Below are 18475 nucleotides of genomic sequence, written 5' to 3' on the forward strand. Positions count from 1 at the left end.
TCAAACTGTCATTACATTATTGGCAAGGCAGCAAAACTGACATACCCGAATTAATTTTTTCAGGCAGTTGAATTTTACATTGCGCTTTTCCGCCCCAAGATACCGTTAATGTTTCTTTAGGATTTACTGCCATCAAATACGCCAATCCATTTTCCATCAGCATGGCAATGTTAATGCCATCAGCGTTTGTCACATCAGCACCAAATGGAGGTACCGTATCGTTATAACGAATAGTTGCTATGAGCTTTTCACCTTCTGCAACATCAAAGCGCTGATAACCTATTGCGCCTTCTGTTAATGTCGATGTTGCTATCGCCTTATTGGTATCAACGTTATTTTTTAACTTATCGACATCAATACGCGTGTCGAAGCTGTAATAGCTGACAATATCAGGCACAACAGAAATACCGGCCCAGTTAGTTCGTGTTTTTTCATGGTTAAACGGCACGCCACCAACACCGTTGGTATCGACCATAATTCTTGCTGTATCCGTTGTACCGGTACTGTTATGTAATGCAGCTCCATGCTTGGTAGCAGTGAAACCACCGCGCAATGTCCCGTTGATCGATGCCGTTTGTCTTTCTTGATAGCTGACATTAGTATTAACTTCAGCAAGTTGCGTCCGTTTTTGATAATATCCATCAAACCGTACGCGATCATCACTGCTTCGACCGGCTCTAACTCGCCATAAGTTATTCATATCCCTATTGTCACTGTAAGACAGCATGTGGCTGGTCTTACTACCACTATTTTGCAAGTCATATCCCGCCCAACGGCTATCACCAACAGGCACTGAAACCGAAAGTGAAATGCTATCGTCACGTCGACCCCGATAGTCAGAACGGTAGGCCGCAATATTGGTTGAAACACCATTGATGCCCATTAAACGAAATGTTCGACCCACAGATAAGCCATATCTATCTTGAGATGTCTGGTCCCAAAAGGTCTGATGGGTATACGTTAAGAATACTGTTGTTCTCCAATCAGGATCATCAGCCCAAAAAGTTTTATTCCCTGTTACGGTATACATCTCTTTTTGACGGCCAATACCCAGATATTTGTTTTCACGCTCATCTAAATATTGCGACAGTGTTCTAAACTTATCCTGCGAGAAGCGGTAACCCGCAAAAGTAATCGTGCTGTTAAGTTCATCAAATGACTTTGAATAACTCAGGCGATAAGAAGAACCCGTTTGCGTGTTATCACCTGGCATTCGGCTAATGGATTGTGTGACATCCGCAGAAAGTGCCCCAAATACAGATAAATCACGGCCTAATCCAGCAGATATAGCGGTATAATCCCTACCCGCAAAAAGTAGACCACCAATGAGTGACCAGTTATTGCTCAGCCCCCAAGAGAAATCTCCCGTGGCAAACATTGGCCCCTCAGGCTTATGATTAAATCGTGATGGTTTACCGACCGAAGCGTTATAACGCACATAGCCCGGACGCGTTAAATAAGGGATATTTGCCGTATCAACTTGAAAAGTCGATACCTCACCGTCATCACCTTCAACTTTGACATCTAGGGTTCCACGAATTGAACTTTGCAAATCCTGAATACTGAATGGCCCCGCAGGTACCGTCGTTTCATAAACGACACGCCCAGCTTGGGTTACAACAATTTTTGAATTGCTTTTCGCAATACCATTAATCTGTGGTGCGTATCCTCGCAGATTTGGCGGTAACATACGCTCATCACTGGCAAGGTTAAAGCCAGTGAAACGAATCGTGTCAAAAACTTGAGAATTTAAATAAATTTCACCCAGTGTCAGCTTAGCCGCCATGTGGATCAGAGGGCGATATGCATAAAACTGGTTCCAATCGAATTTTCTATCGCCACGCTCGTTATAATTAGCTTGATAATCAGCTCTAAAGCGCCACGCTCCTAAGTTAAACCCGGTTTGGCCATATGCTGACAATGAATGCTTATTCGTATGTGTCGTCAAAGAACGTGAAATTGACCCTGTCAGGTTATAATCAAATATAAGGCCTGAAACCCCTGAATCCCAACGCTCAGGCGGCACCCAACTAGGATCGGAATATTTCATCCATGCTTGTGGAATAGTGATATCCAGTTTGCCTTCATGATTATTAATTTTAACACCTGAAATAGGTAAAATATTTGAACATTCAGGAGATATGGCTTGGATTTTTTTTAACGCATCTTCTTTGAGCGCTAACATTTCAATTTGCTTAGGGGTAAAACAGACTAATGATTTTTCACTATCTTGAGGATCGGTAATATAAGTGACCTTCTGCTGCGACAATGATTGTCCATTAATATAGACATCCAATAAATAAGTTCCTGGAAATACGAAGTTATCTTTAGAGAATCGAGTTAAATCAATATTGTTACGATCACCAACATCTAATACGTCAACATTAAACTCAACAAGATCATTTGCAGACATATTTGGTGAATAGCAAAGTACTGCAATATATATTGCAAATAGTTTTTTTATATTATTTATATTTCCATTTAAAATAATCATTTTAGTTACTCAGTATTCACTCATTAGGCTAGAGATTTAGCTCAATTCTCTTTTATATGTAATTATTATTAGTTTTAGAAATAATCCATTCTAAATCGTAGAACTCCTGCGAAATCACCTGCCTTAATATGCTTTTGATAAGCAACTAAAATTGCAGTAAAATCTAATCTATTACGCCCTTCTAATAATGTGTAATCCGGCATTTTTCTATTAAGTTTAAGTATTTCACCGTGAGAGTCCCTAAATTGAATTCCAAACCCTTCTGAATCACCACTCACTTGTAAAAGTTGATCATCATTAACAGAGGTTCCCATCATGGTTATTTGCGCGCGCGATGCACTACCTTTGTCATTAGAAGGCAACGTACATCCAACAAGTTTTATAGCAAAATTCTTACTCACCAACATATTGACTTCAGGCGTGATTTCTCGGGCACTGATTTCCCCAAAATTAACCCAAAGCTCTCGGCTTTCAGGATCAATCGTGCATGAAGCTTCTATTAATTCACCTTGCATTACAATATCACCAGGGGTGTTATTGCCGGTCATTCCCCAACTTAATAGAGGCCATAACAAACTAGAGCCTAGTGCTATTTTTGCAACCCGAATTATCATGGACAATACCATTTAGTTATTGGTAGATTTTATTAATGCGGAGTATTAAATACTCCGCATATTGATATAAAACCAATTACAAATTATTGGTAATCAATTTTGAAATTGATAGTTGAATCAAAGCTACCTGGAGTCACTGCATTAGATGCATTATCAGATTTTAAATAAGCAACGAATGGAATAGCAGTTTTACCTTCAGTTAGATTAACTGCAGTAGAAGCTTGTCCCCAAACAACATCTTTATTTCCATTGTCTCTTAAACCAATACCAGCACCACTTGCAGTACCTGAAGTGAACGCCGCTAATGTCTTATCATTAGGGTTAATAGTTGATGGTGTGTAAGTTACAGTTGCAGTTTGTGCAACTGTAGTATCACAACCTTGCAGAACGATATCTTTCTTAATATTACCTGCACGCTCACCATTTTTTAAATTAGAAACAGGGATCTGATAAAAGTTTACTTTTACAGGACTTGATTCTTCACTTAAACCACAAGCAGAATTCACTAATTCACCTGAAAATTCGATAGTACCGTTAGTAGGTGTACCCGTATAAGCTGCCATTGCTGCGAACGAAGCAAAGCCTGATGCAAATACAGCACCCATTACAAATTTATTCAATTTCATGATTATTTAATCCTGTATAATACTTGTATAATGTATGTTTCGCCATAAGAGTTGTTAATAACAACTTTAGATAAAAGTAATCATTATTTTAATTAAATTAATGATTACTTTTAATAAAGTTATCATATGAATAGGCTAAATTTATTATATTTACTAATTACACTTCACCAAAAAGATTTGATTTTTTATTGGCCGAATTAACGCCACATTTTTTTAGTGTCTTTATCTAAGATAGCAAAATAATTATTTTCATTTTTTATGGTATACTGTAATCTTTCATTATCGTATCTATCTATTACATGATTAAAAAGGTCTCTCCATGACTTATTGAATATCACTAAAATTGTATCCATCATTTCAAATGTCAGCTTTGTTTTTCCCGTTTCATATCGGGATATCTGCTGTTGGCTAATATTCAACTTTTTTGCCAAATCTTCCCCTGTTAAGTTTTGCTCTTTTCTAATTCCTCTCAAATACTGCCCTATTTCTTTATTTATCTCATTAGAAAAATAAGTCATTTAATTTAACCTTTATATTAAAAATTAATTATAGGCACCATCTGAACCATAGATACCGTCCTAAAATTTTTGATGATTATATGTCTGATTATTTATTTTGTATAATCGATAGGGCAAATTGATTACCATTAAAATCATTTATCGCTCTATTAACATAGGATAAATGTAACAGAAAATAACCACACTGAAATTTATAATATAAATAACAGCATGTTATAGACATAAAACTTCAGCCAATCACCTTTCAAATTACATTTTGATACATTTGAAAATATTAAAACATATCTTTTACTAATCAGATGTATTTTATGGTTAAATTTCAACCATAAAATACAACTTAAAAAAGTAGTATTACTCGAATTTTGAGTTTGTAAATTATTAAATATTTTTTTTAAGATTTATCTTAACTTCATTATTTACAAACACCAACAAATTAATTATAAATAATTGTAAAGTTTATCAACGAAATTATATCTCACAAAAATCATCACCCACATATAATAAATCCCGATATTACCCAAAAATAAGGATATTAATTACACAAATAACGAGTATTTAAAAATTATATATCAATGTATAACTTTAAGCTTTAAAGAAATTCTAATGAAAACTTCTTTTAAATATTTTTATCTATAGAAAGGTGAGAGCCTTGCTAGCCACACTAAGTTTAAGATCAATTCAAAGAGTGACGATTTAACGGTTATCGTAAGAAGGGGTTGAGTAAGGTGGTAAAGTATTATCATAAAACGAAGCATAGATTTGCTTTACACTATATTGTAATGCACACCAAATGCCTAATCCTAGCAAACCGCAGTATTAGGCATTTTATAATACCAAGTAAGAATACAATTTAAGCACGCCAACCTTTATGAAGGTTTTATTCGTTGTGATTGCTGGTTCCACATGCGATACGCAAATGCACTCCCAACGGCGGCTAAATAGATAAATGGTTCAGGTGTTAAGGTTTTTAATGACAGCATATAGTGGCAAAATGCGAGTAAAATCGTTGGGTAAAGCAGCATATGAATTCTTTTCCACCATACGCCCAAATAAAGGCGTATACGGTTGAATGAACTGACCGCCATCAACAATAAACACAACCAAGCTACCGCGCCAATCACTAAATAGAGTCGCGAAAAAATCTCTTCGAAAAATAGCGCTAAATTATTTACACCAATTTCCAGTAATAGATAGCTACTTAAATGCAGCACAGCCCAGAAAAAACACCATAACCCCAGTAATTTTCGCGTTTGAAACAATGCCGTAAATCGCAATAGTTTTGCAGCCAGAGGGATCAATACAATAACGAGGAGCAAACGTAAAGCCGCTATTCCTGTAAAATGTTGGATATCTTTGGCGGGGTCAGCTCCAAGCTGTTGGGTATCGACTAAAAAAATCAGCCATACCAAAGGGAGCAAAGCAAGAAGATGAAAGCTCCCTTTGGTTAATCCAACAATAAACTTATTGTCTTGGGGCATCAATAATCTCTCCGCAAGTCCATTCCTTGATACAAGCTTGCCACTTGTTCACCATATCCATTAAACAACAATGTTGGTTGGCGAGTCACTTGGCCTAAGCCTCCTGCACCAATAAAACGTTCGGTGGCTTGTGACCAACGAGGATGGCTTACATCTGGATTCACATTGGCAAAAAAGCCATATTCGCTCGGTGCTGATAGGTTCCATGTAGTCTCAGGCATGTGCTCAGTAAGGCGAATTTTGACGATAGATTTAATTCCTTTAAAGCCATATTTCCATGGTACGACCAACCGGATCGGTGCTCCGTTTTGGTTGGGTAATGTTTTGCCATAAACGCCAGTCGCCAGCAAAGTCAGTGGGTTCATGGCTTCATCTAAGCGTAGCCCTTCAACATAGGGGTACGATAAGCCACCACCAATATAACGACTTTTTTGTCCTGGCATTTGTTCTGGAGCGTAGCGTGTTTCAAAAGCCACATATTTGGCTTTGCTAGTGGGTTCAACTAAAGCCAATAATTTCGCTAAAGGAAAGCCAACCCATGGAATGACCATCGACCAAGCCTCAACACAGCGCATACGATAAATACGCTCCTCTAAGGGAAACTTAGTGTTTATATCATCTAAATTAAGGGTCAGGGGACGATTTACTTCTCCATCAATCGTTACCGTCCACTCATCCGTCACTAAAGTATGGGCATTCTCGGCAGGATCGGATTTACCCAACCCAAATTCATAAAAATTATTATAACCAATCACTTTATCTTCAGGTGTGAGGGTTAATGATGGCTGAAACTCTTCAGGTTGAATAAATGTCAGCGGTTTTCTTGGCGTCATCGGAGGTGCTGGTGTATCGTCACTGAACCAAGAAAACAGCCCCGCATTGGCCGTCGCCGCAACGGTTAAACCAGCGGCTCCAATGCCTAATGCCTTAAGTAACTGACGGCGTTTCATAAAAAAGAGGGATTCATCCGTGATTTGAGATGCGGGAATTTTAGGTAACTTTTTCATCATGCGCTCCATAGCAAAAGGGAAATGAGATCAGTTATACTGAAAGCGCAGTAAAAATGGCTGACAGTAAGATGACAAATTTGTCATCTTACTTAATTGTAGGAAATTTCAGTGTAATAGTACTGGTTCCTGTATGATGTTCAAAACTCACTGACCCGCCATGTAATTCCACTATCGCTTTCACAATCGCCAACCCTAGCCCAGTTCCTTCTGTGGTTCGAGCATTATCCCCACGCCAAAAACGGGTGAAAATTTCATCACTGTTTTGTAGAAGTTCTCCTTGATTAGTGATTTTAATTTCCCGTTGTTGCGAAAGCGTATTAATTTGGGTAACGACACGGGTGCCCGGGTAAGAATATTTAATCGCATTGGAGACAATATTCACTAAAACTCGGCTGAGTAATACAGGGTCAGCATCAAGCGTCAGGGATGAGGGCTCGCTATACAGTTCAATCTGTTTTTCTTCTGCATAGGCAGAAAAGAGTTCATAGACATCGTTAACTAACGTATATAAAGAAAGGTTTTCTCGATTTAAGGTAATATTTTTATTTTCAGCACGGGCAATAAACAAAGTACTTTGGATCATTTGTGACAGTTTATCGAGCTCTTCAATATTACTGACTATCATCCCTTCATATTCGCTAACACTACGCGAGCGCTGGAGTGTAATTTCATTTTGTACCCGAATCGCATTAATTGGGGTTCTCAGTTCATGCGCCAAGTCATCGGCAAATTGAGTAAGTTTGACAAAATCATGCTTTAAGCGCTGACGCATCGTGTTCATCGATTCGCCCAGCTCTTTCAATTCCTGTGGTAGCTGGTCAATATCGATTGGGTCATTTAACGCATGAACGTCTGTTTTGACCGTTATCTGGCTCAATGCTTGAATGTCGGATAACCCTTTTTTCAACAGCCATAAGCTGAGCAGCCCCATCAACAAAATTGAGAGGACAGAAATCACTACGCTTTGGGTGAGATATTGAGTCAACACGCCACTACGGTCGACAGATACTTTACCAAGTACCACATGGAGCGGCCCTTTTGGGGAATTCATCGAGAAATAAACCGCAGAAATAGGGATACCTTGAGCGGTTTGCCAATGGTTGATGGCATTAATATTTAGCTGTTCAAGTTTGACTAACTGAAGAGGTTGAGAACCCAGTAATTCGCGATTGGTGGTGACCAATATGTGCCCTGCCGCATCAGAAATTTGGATTAAGTCTTGTCGCATATCCATCATGCTTTGAAAATACATGGGGAGTGTTTTGATATCAATGCCACCAGCAATGAGTTTAGCAAGTTGCTCCGCGCGGTTAACCAGTAAGTTATTATCTTGTTCAGATAATTCATTTTTGAGTGAATGATACAAAACCCATGTCACCACTCCGGCATTAGCAATCATAAGAATGATAAACAAAGAAATAAGTTTAAAACGAAGTGACTTCTTTTTCATTCTATCGGCCTATTTAAGCGGTATCCCATCCCACGAATAGTTTCAATGAGTTTAACGTCAAATTCATCATCGATTTTTTTTCTCAATCGACGGATTGCCACATCAATAATATTCGTGTCACTTTCAAAATCGATCCCCCAAACTTCGCTAGCAATTAAGGTTCTAGGTAAAATTTCATCACAATGTAGAACAAAGAACAGTAATAAGGAAAACTCTTGCCGAGTTAAGATGATTTTCTTTCCAGCCCGCTCAACATCATGGCGAGTTAAGTCGATTTTTAAATCCGCAATAACCATGGTGGTTGAGACTGGCTGGTTAACTTTTAATTGGTTTTTAACCCGAGCTAATAATTCAGAAAATGAAAACGGCTTAACGAGATAATCATTAGCACCCAGCTCTAAGCCTTTAATTCTGTCATCAACGGCATCCCGTGCAGTGAGGCAGATAACAGGAATATTTTTTGCTGTGCGTAAGATTTTTAAAATCTCCCAGCCATTCATACCGGGCAGCATGATGTCGAGGATCACCAACTGATAACTGTTTTCTAAAGCAAAATAGAGACCGTCGCGACCATCATCAGCCACATCCACAAGAAAACCTGCTTCTTCTAACCCATTTTTGACCCACCCTTGGGTTTTTAGGTGATCTTCAATTAATAGTATTCTCATGAGAACCTAACAGTGACTTTATTTGACTTAATTTCATTTCATCTTAAAGAAATTTTCAATTTAAAGATATGGGTAGGAATTTAACCATAAAATACTCAGAGAAAACATGACACTAGCTCCTTAAAAATAACTCGTAGAATGATTAATAGCTCGGTACGAAAAATGGAAATTAGCTGCTTTCATCGACGAGTAAGTATTGTTTTACAAGTAAATAATCTCTTTTCTCTCACATTTATAAAGCAGAATAAAAACTGCTTAATAAAATATAAAATTTTAGTTAATTAATCTTTGATTACTGACCTGACGGATAATAAATAATTTTTTATTTCACCTATAGAATAAAAGCATTATATTTATCTAAAAAAATTAATATGTTAGGCCGATTAATTTAGATATGATTGACCTTTTTTGACTAAATGGGGAAACGTTCATGTCCACTCGTAAGTATTTAACTCAACAGGAAATATCTCGACTTTTAGCTGCTTGTCATTTGTCGCGACATCCCGAACGTAATTCTTGCTTAATTTATATGTGCTTTATACATGGTCTAAGGGCAAGCGAGGCCCTATCACTAAAATTATCTGATCTTAACTTAGAAAGTAATGAGCTTTATGTACATCGTTTAAAGAATGGTTTTTCAGTTAATCACCCACTGATTGATGAAGAGATCCCACTCATTAAAGCTTGGCTAAAAACTAGAAATACATGGAAAGGGAAAGAAAGTCAGTGGTTATTTTTATCTGAAAGAGGGACTGCGATGACTCGTCAGCGCTTTTATCAACTTTTTTCACGACTTGGTGAGCTAGCTGAGCTAACCCTAGGTATTCATCCCCATATGTTACGACATGCATGTGGTTATGCATTAGCGGATAGAGGCGCCGATACACGTCTAATTCAGGATTATTTGGGACACACAAATATACAACATACCGTACGATACACAGCAAGTAACCCAGCAAGATTTCGGGGAGTATGGTGAGATAAAGGCGTTAAAAGAGTTGTCAAAATGCACCAAATTGACAAACGTAATGAATTAGGTGCATCTTAAGTTAAATGAAAATACACGTCAAATACGTAGCGTGTAAATAACGCTATGTATATATTACTAAAAATAAGCACATTCCATTATTAAAAGATCATTGAATTTATTAATTTTTTCACACGTTAAAACTCTCCGTAACATCTCAAACTTACACATTGTAATATTCTGAAATGTTTTATTTGGAATAATCTTCCGATAGCTTTAAAAATAAAATATAAAATATAAGTTAATAAGTAATTAACGAAATATTTAACTAACAATATACAACTATTGTCAATTTGGTGCATTTTGACAACAGTTAAATTAATAAATCATTCAGTTTCATGAGGAGGATTTTATGCAATCTAACTTATCTCCTAAAGAAATTGTTGGGAGCAATATACATAAAGCTCGCCGAGCTAAAGGGCTAAGTGGTTCTGAGCTAGCTGACTTACTTTTATGCTCACAGCAGCATGTTTCACGTATTGAGCGCGGCGTTATTCGACTACACCTAGAGCAAATTAAGCAAATTGCGAACTCACTTGATATTGATATTAATTGTTTATTAGATGGCGTTGGATTTCAAAATAACTCAGTAAATTATATCCATAATATGGAATGTTATTTTAAAGCTGAAGGATGGTTTTCAGGATCTAGTCAATTTATGAAATAGGCTTAACCTTATGTCAGAAAATATAATAAAACCAACATTTAATATTATTGTAGGAAAGAAAATAAAAAGATATAGAAAAGAAATGAAATTAACTACTGAGGAGTTAGGGAGATATATCGGCGTAAGTCAACAGCAAATTTCCCGTTATGAATCAGGAATTAATCATATTAATATTGATTTTCTTTCTCAATTATCTGAGTTATTTAAAGTACCAATTCAATTTTTTTTAATAGAAGACTAAATATATTTTTTAATTATTAAAATTTAATTTTTAGTATTTGATTTTTTTAAATCAAATACTAGTGCTTTGTTTTTTCCAGTTCATTGCAAATAGAGTGTCTGCAATGAGCAATGAAAATTGACACTCATTCTTTATTTAACAAAAAACATAGGACTTTATATTCATGAAAATGAAATCTATTGCAATGGCAACTTTTATGGCTCTGGGTTTAGCTTCTGCAGCAAATGCTGCTGATCAAGGCCACGGTAAAGTAACGTTCAAAGGCGCTATTATCGATGCTCCATGCTCAATCTCTCCTAGCTCAATCGACCAAACAGTTGAATTAGGCCAAATTTCTAACATGGCATTAGTTGATGGCGGTAAATCAACTCCACGTCCATTCGAAATCACTTTAGAGAACTGTGATATCACTAAACTGACTAAAGGTGTTCAATTAACCTTTAGTGGTGCTGCTGCATCTTTCGACAATACCAATAAAACACTGGGTATTGTTGGTACTGGTGCTGGCGCTGGTGTTCAGATCACTAATGGTAGCGGCAATGTGGTGACTTTAGGAACAGCTGCACCATTCCAACAAGTTCAAAATGGTAACAACACACTGAATTTCGCTGCTTACTTAAAAGGTAATGGTGGCGATATCGACACTATCACTGCCGGTGACTTTAGCTCAGTAGCGGATTTCACTCTGTCTTACGAGTAATTCATCTTGAGCCAACAAATTAATTTGTTGGCTCATTCCGACTGAATTGGGTGTAAGAGAGGGAGCAATGAATAATTCGATAACCAGTGGAGTGTTTTCATTGATCTTAAGTATAGGCACGTTGCCTGCGGTATCAACTGCACATGCTCAAGGCTCAGTGAGTATGAATGGAAGCATTATTGAAACAGCATGTGCAATTGATGTCGGCAGCCGTGATCAAACTATTGATATGGGAAGTATTGCGCTGACTCAAATTCGCCGTGATGGGCAAGGACCTGCTCGCCCTTTTGTTATCCGATTAGTGAATTGTGTTCTTGAACGCCAAAATCCTGACAAACCGAATTGGCAATATTTTCGCGTAACATTCGATGGCTCCCATGATAGGGGGTTATTTGGTGTAAACGGACAAGCTCAAGGTGTTGGATTACAAATTCAACGTGAGGGAGATGGTGAAATTGCCATACCAGGCCAAGGAATGTCAATGAGCGCACTAACAGCTGGAACAAAAGATCTCACCTATCGGCTACGGTTGGTGGCGAATAACCGCCCATTGGCATCAGGTCAATACTACAGTCAATTACGTTTCAAACTGGATTATGAATAGTCGGTTCCTCTAAGAAATGAAGATCTCCTTTGTAGGACGAGCTTCGTGAGCGAAATGACATTACGGATAAAAGAACGCAAAAGAAGGTCGAGATGATGACCCTGAATTTCATTCACACGCCTGTGTTACGGATAACTCGGCCTTGCAGATTAGGGCTTTTAGTCGCGTTGGCTATTAGCTTTGGTGGTCACGCATCCGATATTACATTTAATATGGATATGCTAGACGTCAATGATCGTAACAACATTGATTTAAGCCAATTTGCGCGTCCAGGCTATCTCATGCCTGGTGAATACAGTTTTACGGTTTTCTTAAACAAGCAAAGCATGCCGGAAGAAACTGTCTTTTACTATGCGCCTGAAGGTGAGTCGGATGAAAGCCTCCCTTGCCTGAACCCTGCTTTAGTTGAAAAATTCGGTATCAAGCCTGAATTGATGTCGACATTGAAGTGGTGGCACGAAGGACAGTGTCTATCACTTGAAAGTTTACCCGGAACTGAGGTTAAAGCCGACCTTGCGACTTCGGCTATGTATATTAGTTTGCCGCAAGCCTACCTCGAATATACCGCTGAAAATTGGGATCCTCCCGCACGCTGGGAAGAAGGGTTACCCGGCGCATTGTTTGATTACAACCTAAATGCACAAGTGGGCCAGCAAACCCGCTCTGGACAACAAACCAACTACAGTACCAGCGGTAATGGGGTTGCTGGTGTTAACTTGGGTGCTTGGCGTGTTCGCGCTGACTGGCAAATGCGTATTGATAAGCAGCAAGGACAAAGCACGACCACATCACTAGATTGGACTCGTTATTATGTCTACCGAGCAATCAAATCATTAGGTGCAAAACTCACTTTAGGTGAGGATTATTTAACCTCTGATATTTTTGATAGTTTCAGATTTACAGGGCTTAGCCTGGTTACCGATACCAATATGCTTCCACCCAATCTACGTGGATACGCACCAGAAATTACTGGGGTCGCAAAAAGTAATGCGACAGTTATTGTGAGCCAGCAAGGACGAATTATTTATCAAACTCAAGTCGCTGCGGGTCCATTTCGTATCCAAGACTTGAATGATGCATTAGCTGGGCAAATCGATGTTGAAGTTAAAGAACAAGACGGCTCAACACAGAATTTCACTGTCAATACTGCAAGTGTTCCGTATTTAACACGTCCGGGACAACTGCGTTACAAATTAGCCGCTGGGCGCCCAACAAATTGGCGCCATCATGTTAGTGGCGATACCTTCGCAAGTGGCGAGTTCTCTTGGGGAGTTAACAACGGCTGGTCACTGTATGGGGGTGGAATTGGTGCGGAAAACTATGCATCCGCGGCTATAGGGATTGGTCGTGACTTAATGGTATTCGGTGCATTGTCATTCGATATCACTCATGCTCGGGCGCATCTAACCAACTTAAGTGATATTGGCAACAAAACGTATCGTGGGAGCTCATATCGTTTAAGTTACTCTAAACGTTTTGATACCTATAACAGCCAAGTGACATTTGCAGGATATCGATTCTCTGAGCAAGGTTTTATGAGTATGTCTGAGTATTTGGATGCGCAGGAAACAGGTGCTCGCCAATACAACAGCAAAGAAATGTATACCATCTCTTATAACCAACAATTTTCAGAGTTAGGACTAAGTGCGTTCATTAACTATTACCATCAAACCTATTGGGATCAACCTGATAACGACCGCTATAGTATTTCGTTAGCGCGCTACTTTGATATTGGTAAATGGAAGAATCTTAGCCTCAACTTGACGGCCTATCGAAATCGTTATCGTGAAAGTAATGATGATGGCGTATATGCGTCACTCACCGTGCCTTGGGGTGAAAAAAGCTCCGTTAGTTATAACAGTAGTTGGGATAAAAATGATAACTCACAACGTGTGAGTTACTACAGCACCATCGATGAGAGAAATAACTATCAGCTAAGTACCGGATGGGCGCGTTCAGGTGCGCTCGTGAGTGGCTATTACACTCATCAGGGGGACTTAGCACAGCTCAACGCAAACGCAACGTACCAACAAGACCGTTATCGGTCTGCGGGGTTCTCTTTGCAAGGTGGTTTCACCGCAACAGAGAAAGGTGCCGTACTGCATCGTGGTAGTCAAATTGGCGGTACTCGCATATTTGTTGATACCGATGGTGTACCTAATATTCCACTACGTGGTTACGGCTCTATTGTGCGTACCAACCGCTTTGGACAAGCCGTTATTAGTGACGTGAATAGCTATTACCGTAACCAAATTAGCGTTGATTTGAATGCATTACCAGATGAAGCGCAAGTGTCTCAATCTATAAAGCAAGGCACTTTAACAGAAGGGGCAATTGGCTACCGTCAATTTGATGTTGTCGCAGGAAACAGTGCGATGGCGTTGTTAAGGCTATCGGACAATAGCACACCACCTTTCGGAGCAATAGTCTTAAACGGTCGTGGTCAGCAAGTCGGTATGGTGGGTGATGATGGAAATACCTATCTTACTGGTTTAAATGCAAAAGATACCTTGCAAGTTCGTTGGGATGACCAAGTGCAGTGTGAAATCACACTCCCTAATACCTTGCCAGAAGATGAATATTTACAGGCAAGCTGGTTACTACCATGCCACAAACCGGGAGCAAAAGCCGCATCGCCAGCGACCATAAAGACACAATCAGCGAGTCGTGCATTAGAAGCAATGCCGAAAGCAGCAGAACTTGTTGTGCCTGCAGTTGAAAGAACGGCGCCAAAGGAACCAAGTCGCTGGTTACAAAAATAATAAAAATGGTGGTACGCAAAGAGCGATGAGTGCTCCTTAACCATAGAAGATAACAATATGATGAATAACATGATGAAAAACAAATTGATGAACAAAAAAAATGCCCATAGAGCAGTATTCGCATTGGCTGGCGTTGTGTTGACTTCAACAACGCTATCTTCTGCTCAAGCGGCAGTTGCATTAGATAGAACTCGAGCGATTATTACGGGAGACGAAAAATCGATCAGTTTAAATATCAGCAATGAAAACAAACAATTACCTTATCTCGCTCAAGGTTGGGTGGAAAATGAGAAAGGTGAAAAAATAAGCGATCCATTTACGGTATTGCCACCGGTGCAACGTGTTGAGCCAGGGGCAAAAAGCCAAATCAAAATCCAAGCACTGCCAAGTGCAGCGGCACTGCCGCAAGACAGAGAATCCGTGTATTACTTTAATTTGCGTGAGATCCCACCAAAAAGTGATAAGCCCAATACACTGCAACTGGCGTTACAGACACGTATCAAATTGTTTTATCGACCGAAAGCAATCATTCCGACACGTGAGCAAATGGATAACCCATGGCAGGAAAAAGTGACTCTTACTCGCCAAGGTAACCAGTATACGATTAATAACCCAACTGCCTATTACGTTTCTTTTGTCGATGCTGTTCCCAACAAAAATGGACAAACGGTCGCAGGGTTTGAGCCAGTGATGGTGGCACCAAAAAGCAGCAAAGCACTGAACGTCAGTGCAGACGCATTAGGTAATAAACCTGTGCTGACCTATATCAATGATTACGGTGGTCGTCCAACACTGTCGTTTACATGTCAGGGAAATAGCTGCCATGTGGTACCTGAAAAAAAATAGACTGATTTGAAATGTGCGATGAGATAGCAGGAGAATATCATGGCAAACACAAGCAGGATGCTCCGTTATGTGGGCTTAGGAAGTTTAGCGCTGAATTTATTCAGTAACATGGCGATGGGAACAGCTCTAAATAAAGTTGATAACTGGGATGTAGATGGTTCACATGGCACGCTATATGTCCATGGGGCCTTGACGGAAAGTGCTTGTCGTTTAGCAATGTCATCAGCATATCAAACTATTAATTTAGGTACTGTGGGAACCGGACAGCTTCAGCATGTCGGGCAAACAGGTAATCCTGTTGCGATTGAGCTACGTTTAGAAGATTGTCTAAGTGGTGAAAGCCGCAGCCGCACTGCACAGGGGAATCTTTTGTGGAGCCAACAAATGCCTTCAATGAAGATCCGCTTTTTGGCTCCTATAGATACTCAAGACCCGCGCTTGGCAGCTGTTATCGGTGTTCAGGGGATTGGCCTGCAATTAAGTGATGCAGCGCGTTCACCAATTAACTTAGGTGAGTACAGTACACCACAGTTGGTTTCACCTGGACAAAACCAATTAACTTACTATGTAACGCCGGTACGTACCTCCGCTCAACTAAATGCTGGAGCTTATCAGGCGTTAATTAGATTTCAGGTAAGTTATGAATAGGAGCATGGAGATGAGAGGAACTTATTTTCTTACGATATGCTTTAAAGCGCTTGTCCTCGCTGGGGTAATTCTCTTTGGTGCTCTGATTTCACTCAGTTTTTCTTACAATGCTATCGCTGCAAACCTAAGCACTAATATCCAAATCCGCGTGACGGTATATGGTGAGCCGGAATGTACCCTTGGCGGTGCAACAACGACTTCGGTAGATTTTGGCGATATACATCAGGCAAAGATTGATGGTGCTTATGGGCGCTCACCTATTAATTACAACTTGATATGTAATGGCTTATATAAGAATACATTAAAGATGACGCTGAAATGGACTGATAGGCAAATTAATGGTGAGTCATCCGTGACAACCAATCTCCCGAATTTAGGTATTGCCATTTACCGTGATGGAACCCGCCTTAGTAATGGTGCGACATTCAATTTTAATTATGGAAGTTCGCCTGCTTTGTATGCCGTCCCCGTTAAGCCTACAGGAGTAAACTTAACATCAGGTGGGGATTTTACGGGCAATCTTACGATGGTATTGGATTACCAATAGGATGATATCAATGAAATTATTCCGTTATCTTCTCTCGGTCTGCATGATGCTTAGCCTGTTTAGCCAAAGCCAAGCAGCAACACTTGGTATCCAGCTAAAAGGTCGATTATTGGTAACACCGCCCGAGTGCATTTTGAATAACAACCAACAAGAAACTATACATTTTGGCGATATATTGCTTCCGCGTATTGATGGAGTTCAATACAAGCGTACTGTACCGATGAGACTCAGCTGCACAAATCTAGCGAAAAACGCTATAAAGCTCACGCTTGTCGGCGATGGAACATCATTTAATAGCAATGGCGCATTAAAAACGAGTAACCCAAAACTCGGGCTTTCCTTTTATGTGAACAATGCTAAGCAAGTTATTAACCAGCCTTTCAATGTGTTATATACAGCGCTGCCAACCTTGGAGGTTGCTCCAGTAAAAAACAGTAATGCCAATTTTACCAATACCGATGGCGGATTTTTTACAGCGCTGGCAACACTGAAAATTGAGTATCAGTGAGAATGATTATGTGGAATAACAATCAAATTAAGCATTGGATGGCAGGATTTATAATGGTGATGTCCATATCTTCAGCGCAAGCAAATTGGGCATTTGATGGTACGTTAATTATTCCTCCTGTTTGCCAATTAAGCCATGACGACCCGATAAAGGTTTCATTCGGTAAAGTCGGTGTACGAAAAATCAATGGTACCGCCTTCAAGCAATCTATTCCTTTTCAATTAGATTGTGTTGGCGATATGACACAACCGTGGGATATCAGCTTGATATTCGGAGGAACACCTGCGGGAAGTGGATTTGATAATGCGACATTAAGAACGGTGACACCGTTGAATAATGGCAAATTAGGCATTCAAATTCAGAAAAATGGCCAACCTCAACCATTGAATGAACCCTTTTTGATTAATGCGGCTTCACTACCATCCCTTTCAGCGGTTCCTGTCATGCGCTCAGGAAGCGAACTCGTAGGGGATAATTTTACTGCATCAGGCACGTTAACCATTATTTTTGAATAGGAGGCGGCAGTCATAACTATGAATATTAAACGTAATATGAGCTTTGCCTTTGGCTTATGGTTTTTGGGTGCCACTGCCGCTTTTTCTGCAAATGTGGAATTTGATGGCACGCTAATTGAAGATGCTTGTGACGTTTATCCTGGCGACGAATCGATTGAATTAGATTTCGGAACGATCGTGGATAAATACCTGTATCTGAATACTCAAACAAATAGCCAACCTTTTACCATTCGCTTAATCAATTGCGATTTAGCGTTAGGCCATGAAGTGAAAGTCACATTTATGGGCGCAGAAAGTTTGGCTTTACCTGGTTTATTAGCGTTAGATGCTGGAAGCCAAGCAACAGGTGTGGCGGTTGGTATTGAAAGTATTTCCGGTACAGCAATCAAAATTAATAGTGGCAGTTATACCCAAGGGTTGTATACCGGAAATAATAATGACCTACGATTTCAAGCGTATGTGAGAGCTGAGCCAGTTGCATTACAAAATAAATCAATTGTGCTCGGTTCATGGGCTGCGAGTGCCACGTTCAAATTAGATTATGAGTAAATC

The 18475-nt window shown here is 39.5% G+C and carries 20 protein-coding genes; 12 read left to right on the plus strand and 8 right to left on the minus strand.

The window, feature by feature from the left end; translation table 11 throughout:
• Positions 1 to 16: 16 nt before the first annotated feature.
• The 8 genes from ACU696_RS20620 to ACU696_RS20655 form a co-directional block, all read right to left on the minus strand.
• A complete protein-coding gene (locus ACU696_RS20620; protein WP_110731616.1) occupies positions 17 to 2494 on the minus strand; it encodes a fimbria/pilus outer membrane usher protein in 2478 nt (825 codons plus the stop codon).
• 74 nt (positions 2495 to 2568) lie between these two features.
• On the minus strand, positions 2569 to 3108 hold the full coding sequence (locus ACU696_RS20625) for a fimbrial protein (RefSeq protein WP_004907638.1): 540 nt from the start codon (positions 3106 to 3108) through the stop codon (positions 2569 to 2571).
• An 83-nt stretch (positions 3109 to 3191) separates the two neighbouring features.
• Positions 3192 to 3734, minus strand: coding sequence for a fimbrial protein (locus ACU696_RS20630; protein WP_109912786.1), 543 nt, complete (start codon positions 3732 to 3734; stop codon positions 3192 to 3194).
• A gap of 197 nt (positions 3735 to 3931) precedes the next feature.
• Positions 3932 to 4252, minus strand: a complete 321-nt coding sequence (locus ACU696_RS20635; protein ID WP_004907630.1) for a helix-turn-helix domain-containing protein — start codon at positions 4250 to 4252, stop codon at positions 3932 to 3934.
• 866 nt (positions 4253 to 5118) lie between these two features.
• Positions 5119 to 5730 (minus strand): protein-methionine-sulfoxide reductase heme-binding subunit MsrQ, encoded by a 612-nt coding sequence (locus ACU696_RS20640; protein ID WP_109912787.1) that lies wholly within the window; start codon positions 5728 to 5730, stop codon positions 5119 to 5121.
• Positions 5730 to 6740 (minus strand): protein-methionine-sulfoxide reductase catalytic subunit MsrP, encoded by a 1011-nt coding sequence (gene msrP, locus ACU696_RS20645; protein ID WP_181937062.1) that lies wholly within the window; start codon positions 6738 to 6740, stop codon positions 5730 to 5732. Before msrP ends, ACU696_RS20640 begins: the two co-directional genes overlap by 1 nt.
• A gap of 85 nt (positions 6741 to 6825) precedes the next feature.
• The gene (locus ACU696_RS20650) at positions 6826 to 8190 is read right to left on the minus strand and encodes a heavy metal sensor histidine kinase (RefSeq protein WP_004907623.1); all 1365 of its coding nucleotides are present in this window, start codon (positions 8188 to 8190) and stop codon (positions 6826 to 6828) included.
• Positions 8187 to 8858, minus strand: a complete 672-nt coding sequence (locus ACU696_RS20655; RefSeq protein WP_109912788.1) for a heavy metal response regulator transcription factor — start codon at positions 8856 to 8858, stop codon at positions 8187 to 8189. Before ACU696_RS20655 ends, ACU696_RS20650 begins: the two co-directional genes overlap by 4 nt.
• A gap of 430 nt (positions 8859 to 9288) precedes the next feature.
• Between ACU696_RS20655 and ACU696_RS20660 the strand changes: the two genes are divergently transcribed.
• The 12 genes from ACU696_RS20660 to ACU696_RS20715 all read left to right on the plus strand — a co-directional run bounded on the left by ACU696_RS20660 (position 9289) and on the right by ACU696_RS20715 (position 18472).
• Positions 9289 to 9837 carry a tyrosine-type DNA invertase gene (locus ACU696_RS20660; protein ID WP_004907617.1) on the plus strand — a complete coding sequence of 183 codons (549 nt, stop codon included), beginning with the start codon at positions 9289 to 9291 and terminating at the stop codon, positions 9835 to 9837.
• Between the two features lie 400 nt (positions 9838 to 10237).
• Positions 10238 to 10552: a helix-turn-helix domain-containing protein gene (locus ACU696_RS20665; protein ID WP_004907614.1), complete on the plus strand. Its 315-nt coding sequence runs from the start codon at positions 10238 to 10240 to the stop codon at positions 10550 to 10552.
• 10 nt (positions 10553 to 10562) lie between these two features.
• Positions 10563 to 10793 carry a helix-turn-helix domain-containing protein gene (locus tag ACU696_RS20670; RefSeq protein ID WP_209101739.1) on the plus strand — a complete coding sequence of 77 codons (231 nt, stop codon included), beginning with the start codon at positions 10563 to 10565 and terminating at the stop codon, positions 10791 to 10793.
• A 163-nt stretch (positions 10794 to 10956) separates the two neighbouring features.
• On the plus strand, positions 10957 to 11493 hold the full coding sequence (locus ACU696_RS20675) for a fimbrial protein (protein WP_004907609.1): 537 nt from the start codon (positions 10957 to 10959) through the stop codon (positions 11491 to 11493).
• Positions 11494 to 11560: 67 nt separating this feature from the next.
• A complete protein-coding gene (locus ACU696_RS20680; RefSeq protein WP_196719620.1) occupies positions 11561 to 12097 on the plus strand; it encodes a fimbrial protein in 537 nt (178 codons plus the stop codon).
• Between the two features lie 92 nt (positions 12098 to 12189).
• On the plus strand, positions 12190 to 14859 hold the full coding sequence (locus tag ACU696_RS20685; RefSeq protein ID WP_196718281.1) for an outer membrane usher protein: 2670 nt from the start codon (positions 12190 to 12192) through the stop codon (positions 14857 to 14859).
• A gap of 57 nt (positions 14860 to 14916) precedes the next feature.
• A complete protein-coding gene (locus ACU696_RS20690; RefSeq protein ID WP_004907602.1) occupies positions 14917 to 15705 on the plus strand; it encodes a fimbria/pilus periplasmic chaperone in 789 nt (262 codons plus the stop codon).
• 39 nt (positions 15706 to 15744) lie between these two features.
• Positions 15745 to 16353, plus strand: coding sequence for a fimbrial protein (locus ACU696_RS20695; protein WP_109912791.1), 609 nt, complete (start codon positions 15745 to 15747; stop codon positions 16351 to 16353).
• Between the two features lie 10 nt (positions 16354 to 16363).
• A complete protein-coding gene (locus ACU696_RS20700; RefSeq protein WP_226538001.1) occupies positions 16364 to 16900 on the plus strand; it encodes a fimbrial protein in 537 nt (178 codons plus the stop codon).
• A 10-nt stretch (positions 16901 to 16910) separates the two neighbouring features.
• Complete coding sequence (locus ACU696_RS20705) at positions 16911 to 17408, plus strand: fimbrial protein (RefSeq protein ID WP_004907589.1); 498 nt, start codon at positions 16911 to 16913, stop codon at positions 17406 to 17408.
• A gap of 2 nt (positions 17409 to 17410) precedes the next feature.
• Entirely contained in the window at positions 17411 to 17923 is a 513-nt protein-coding gene (locus ACU696_RS20710) for a fimbrial protein (protein ID WP_042851490.1), read from the plus strand.
• A gap of 18 nt (positions 17924 to 17941) precedes the next feature.
• Positions 17942 to 18472, plus strand: coding sequence for a fimbrial protein (locus ACU696_RS20715; RefSeq protein WP_004907582.1), 531 nt, complete (start codon positions 17942 to 17944; stop codon positions 18470 to 18472).
• Positions 18473 to 18475 lie beyond the last annotated feature (3 nt).

This window comes from Providencia sp. PROV_01 (assembly GCF_053098325.1).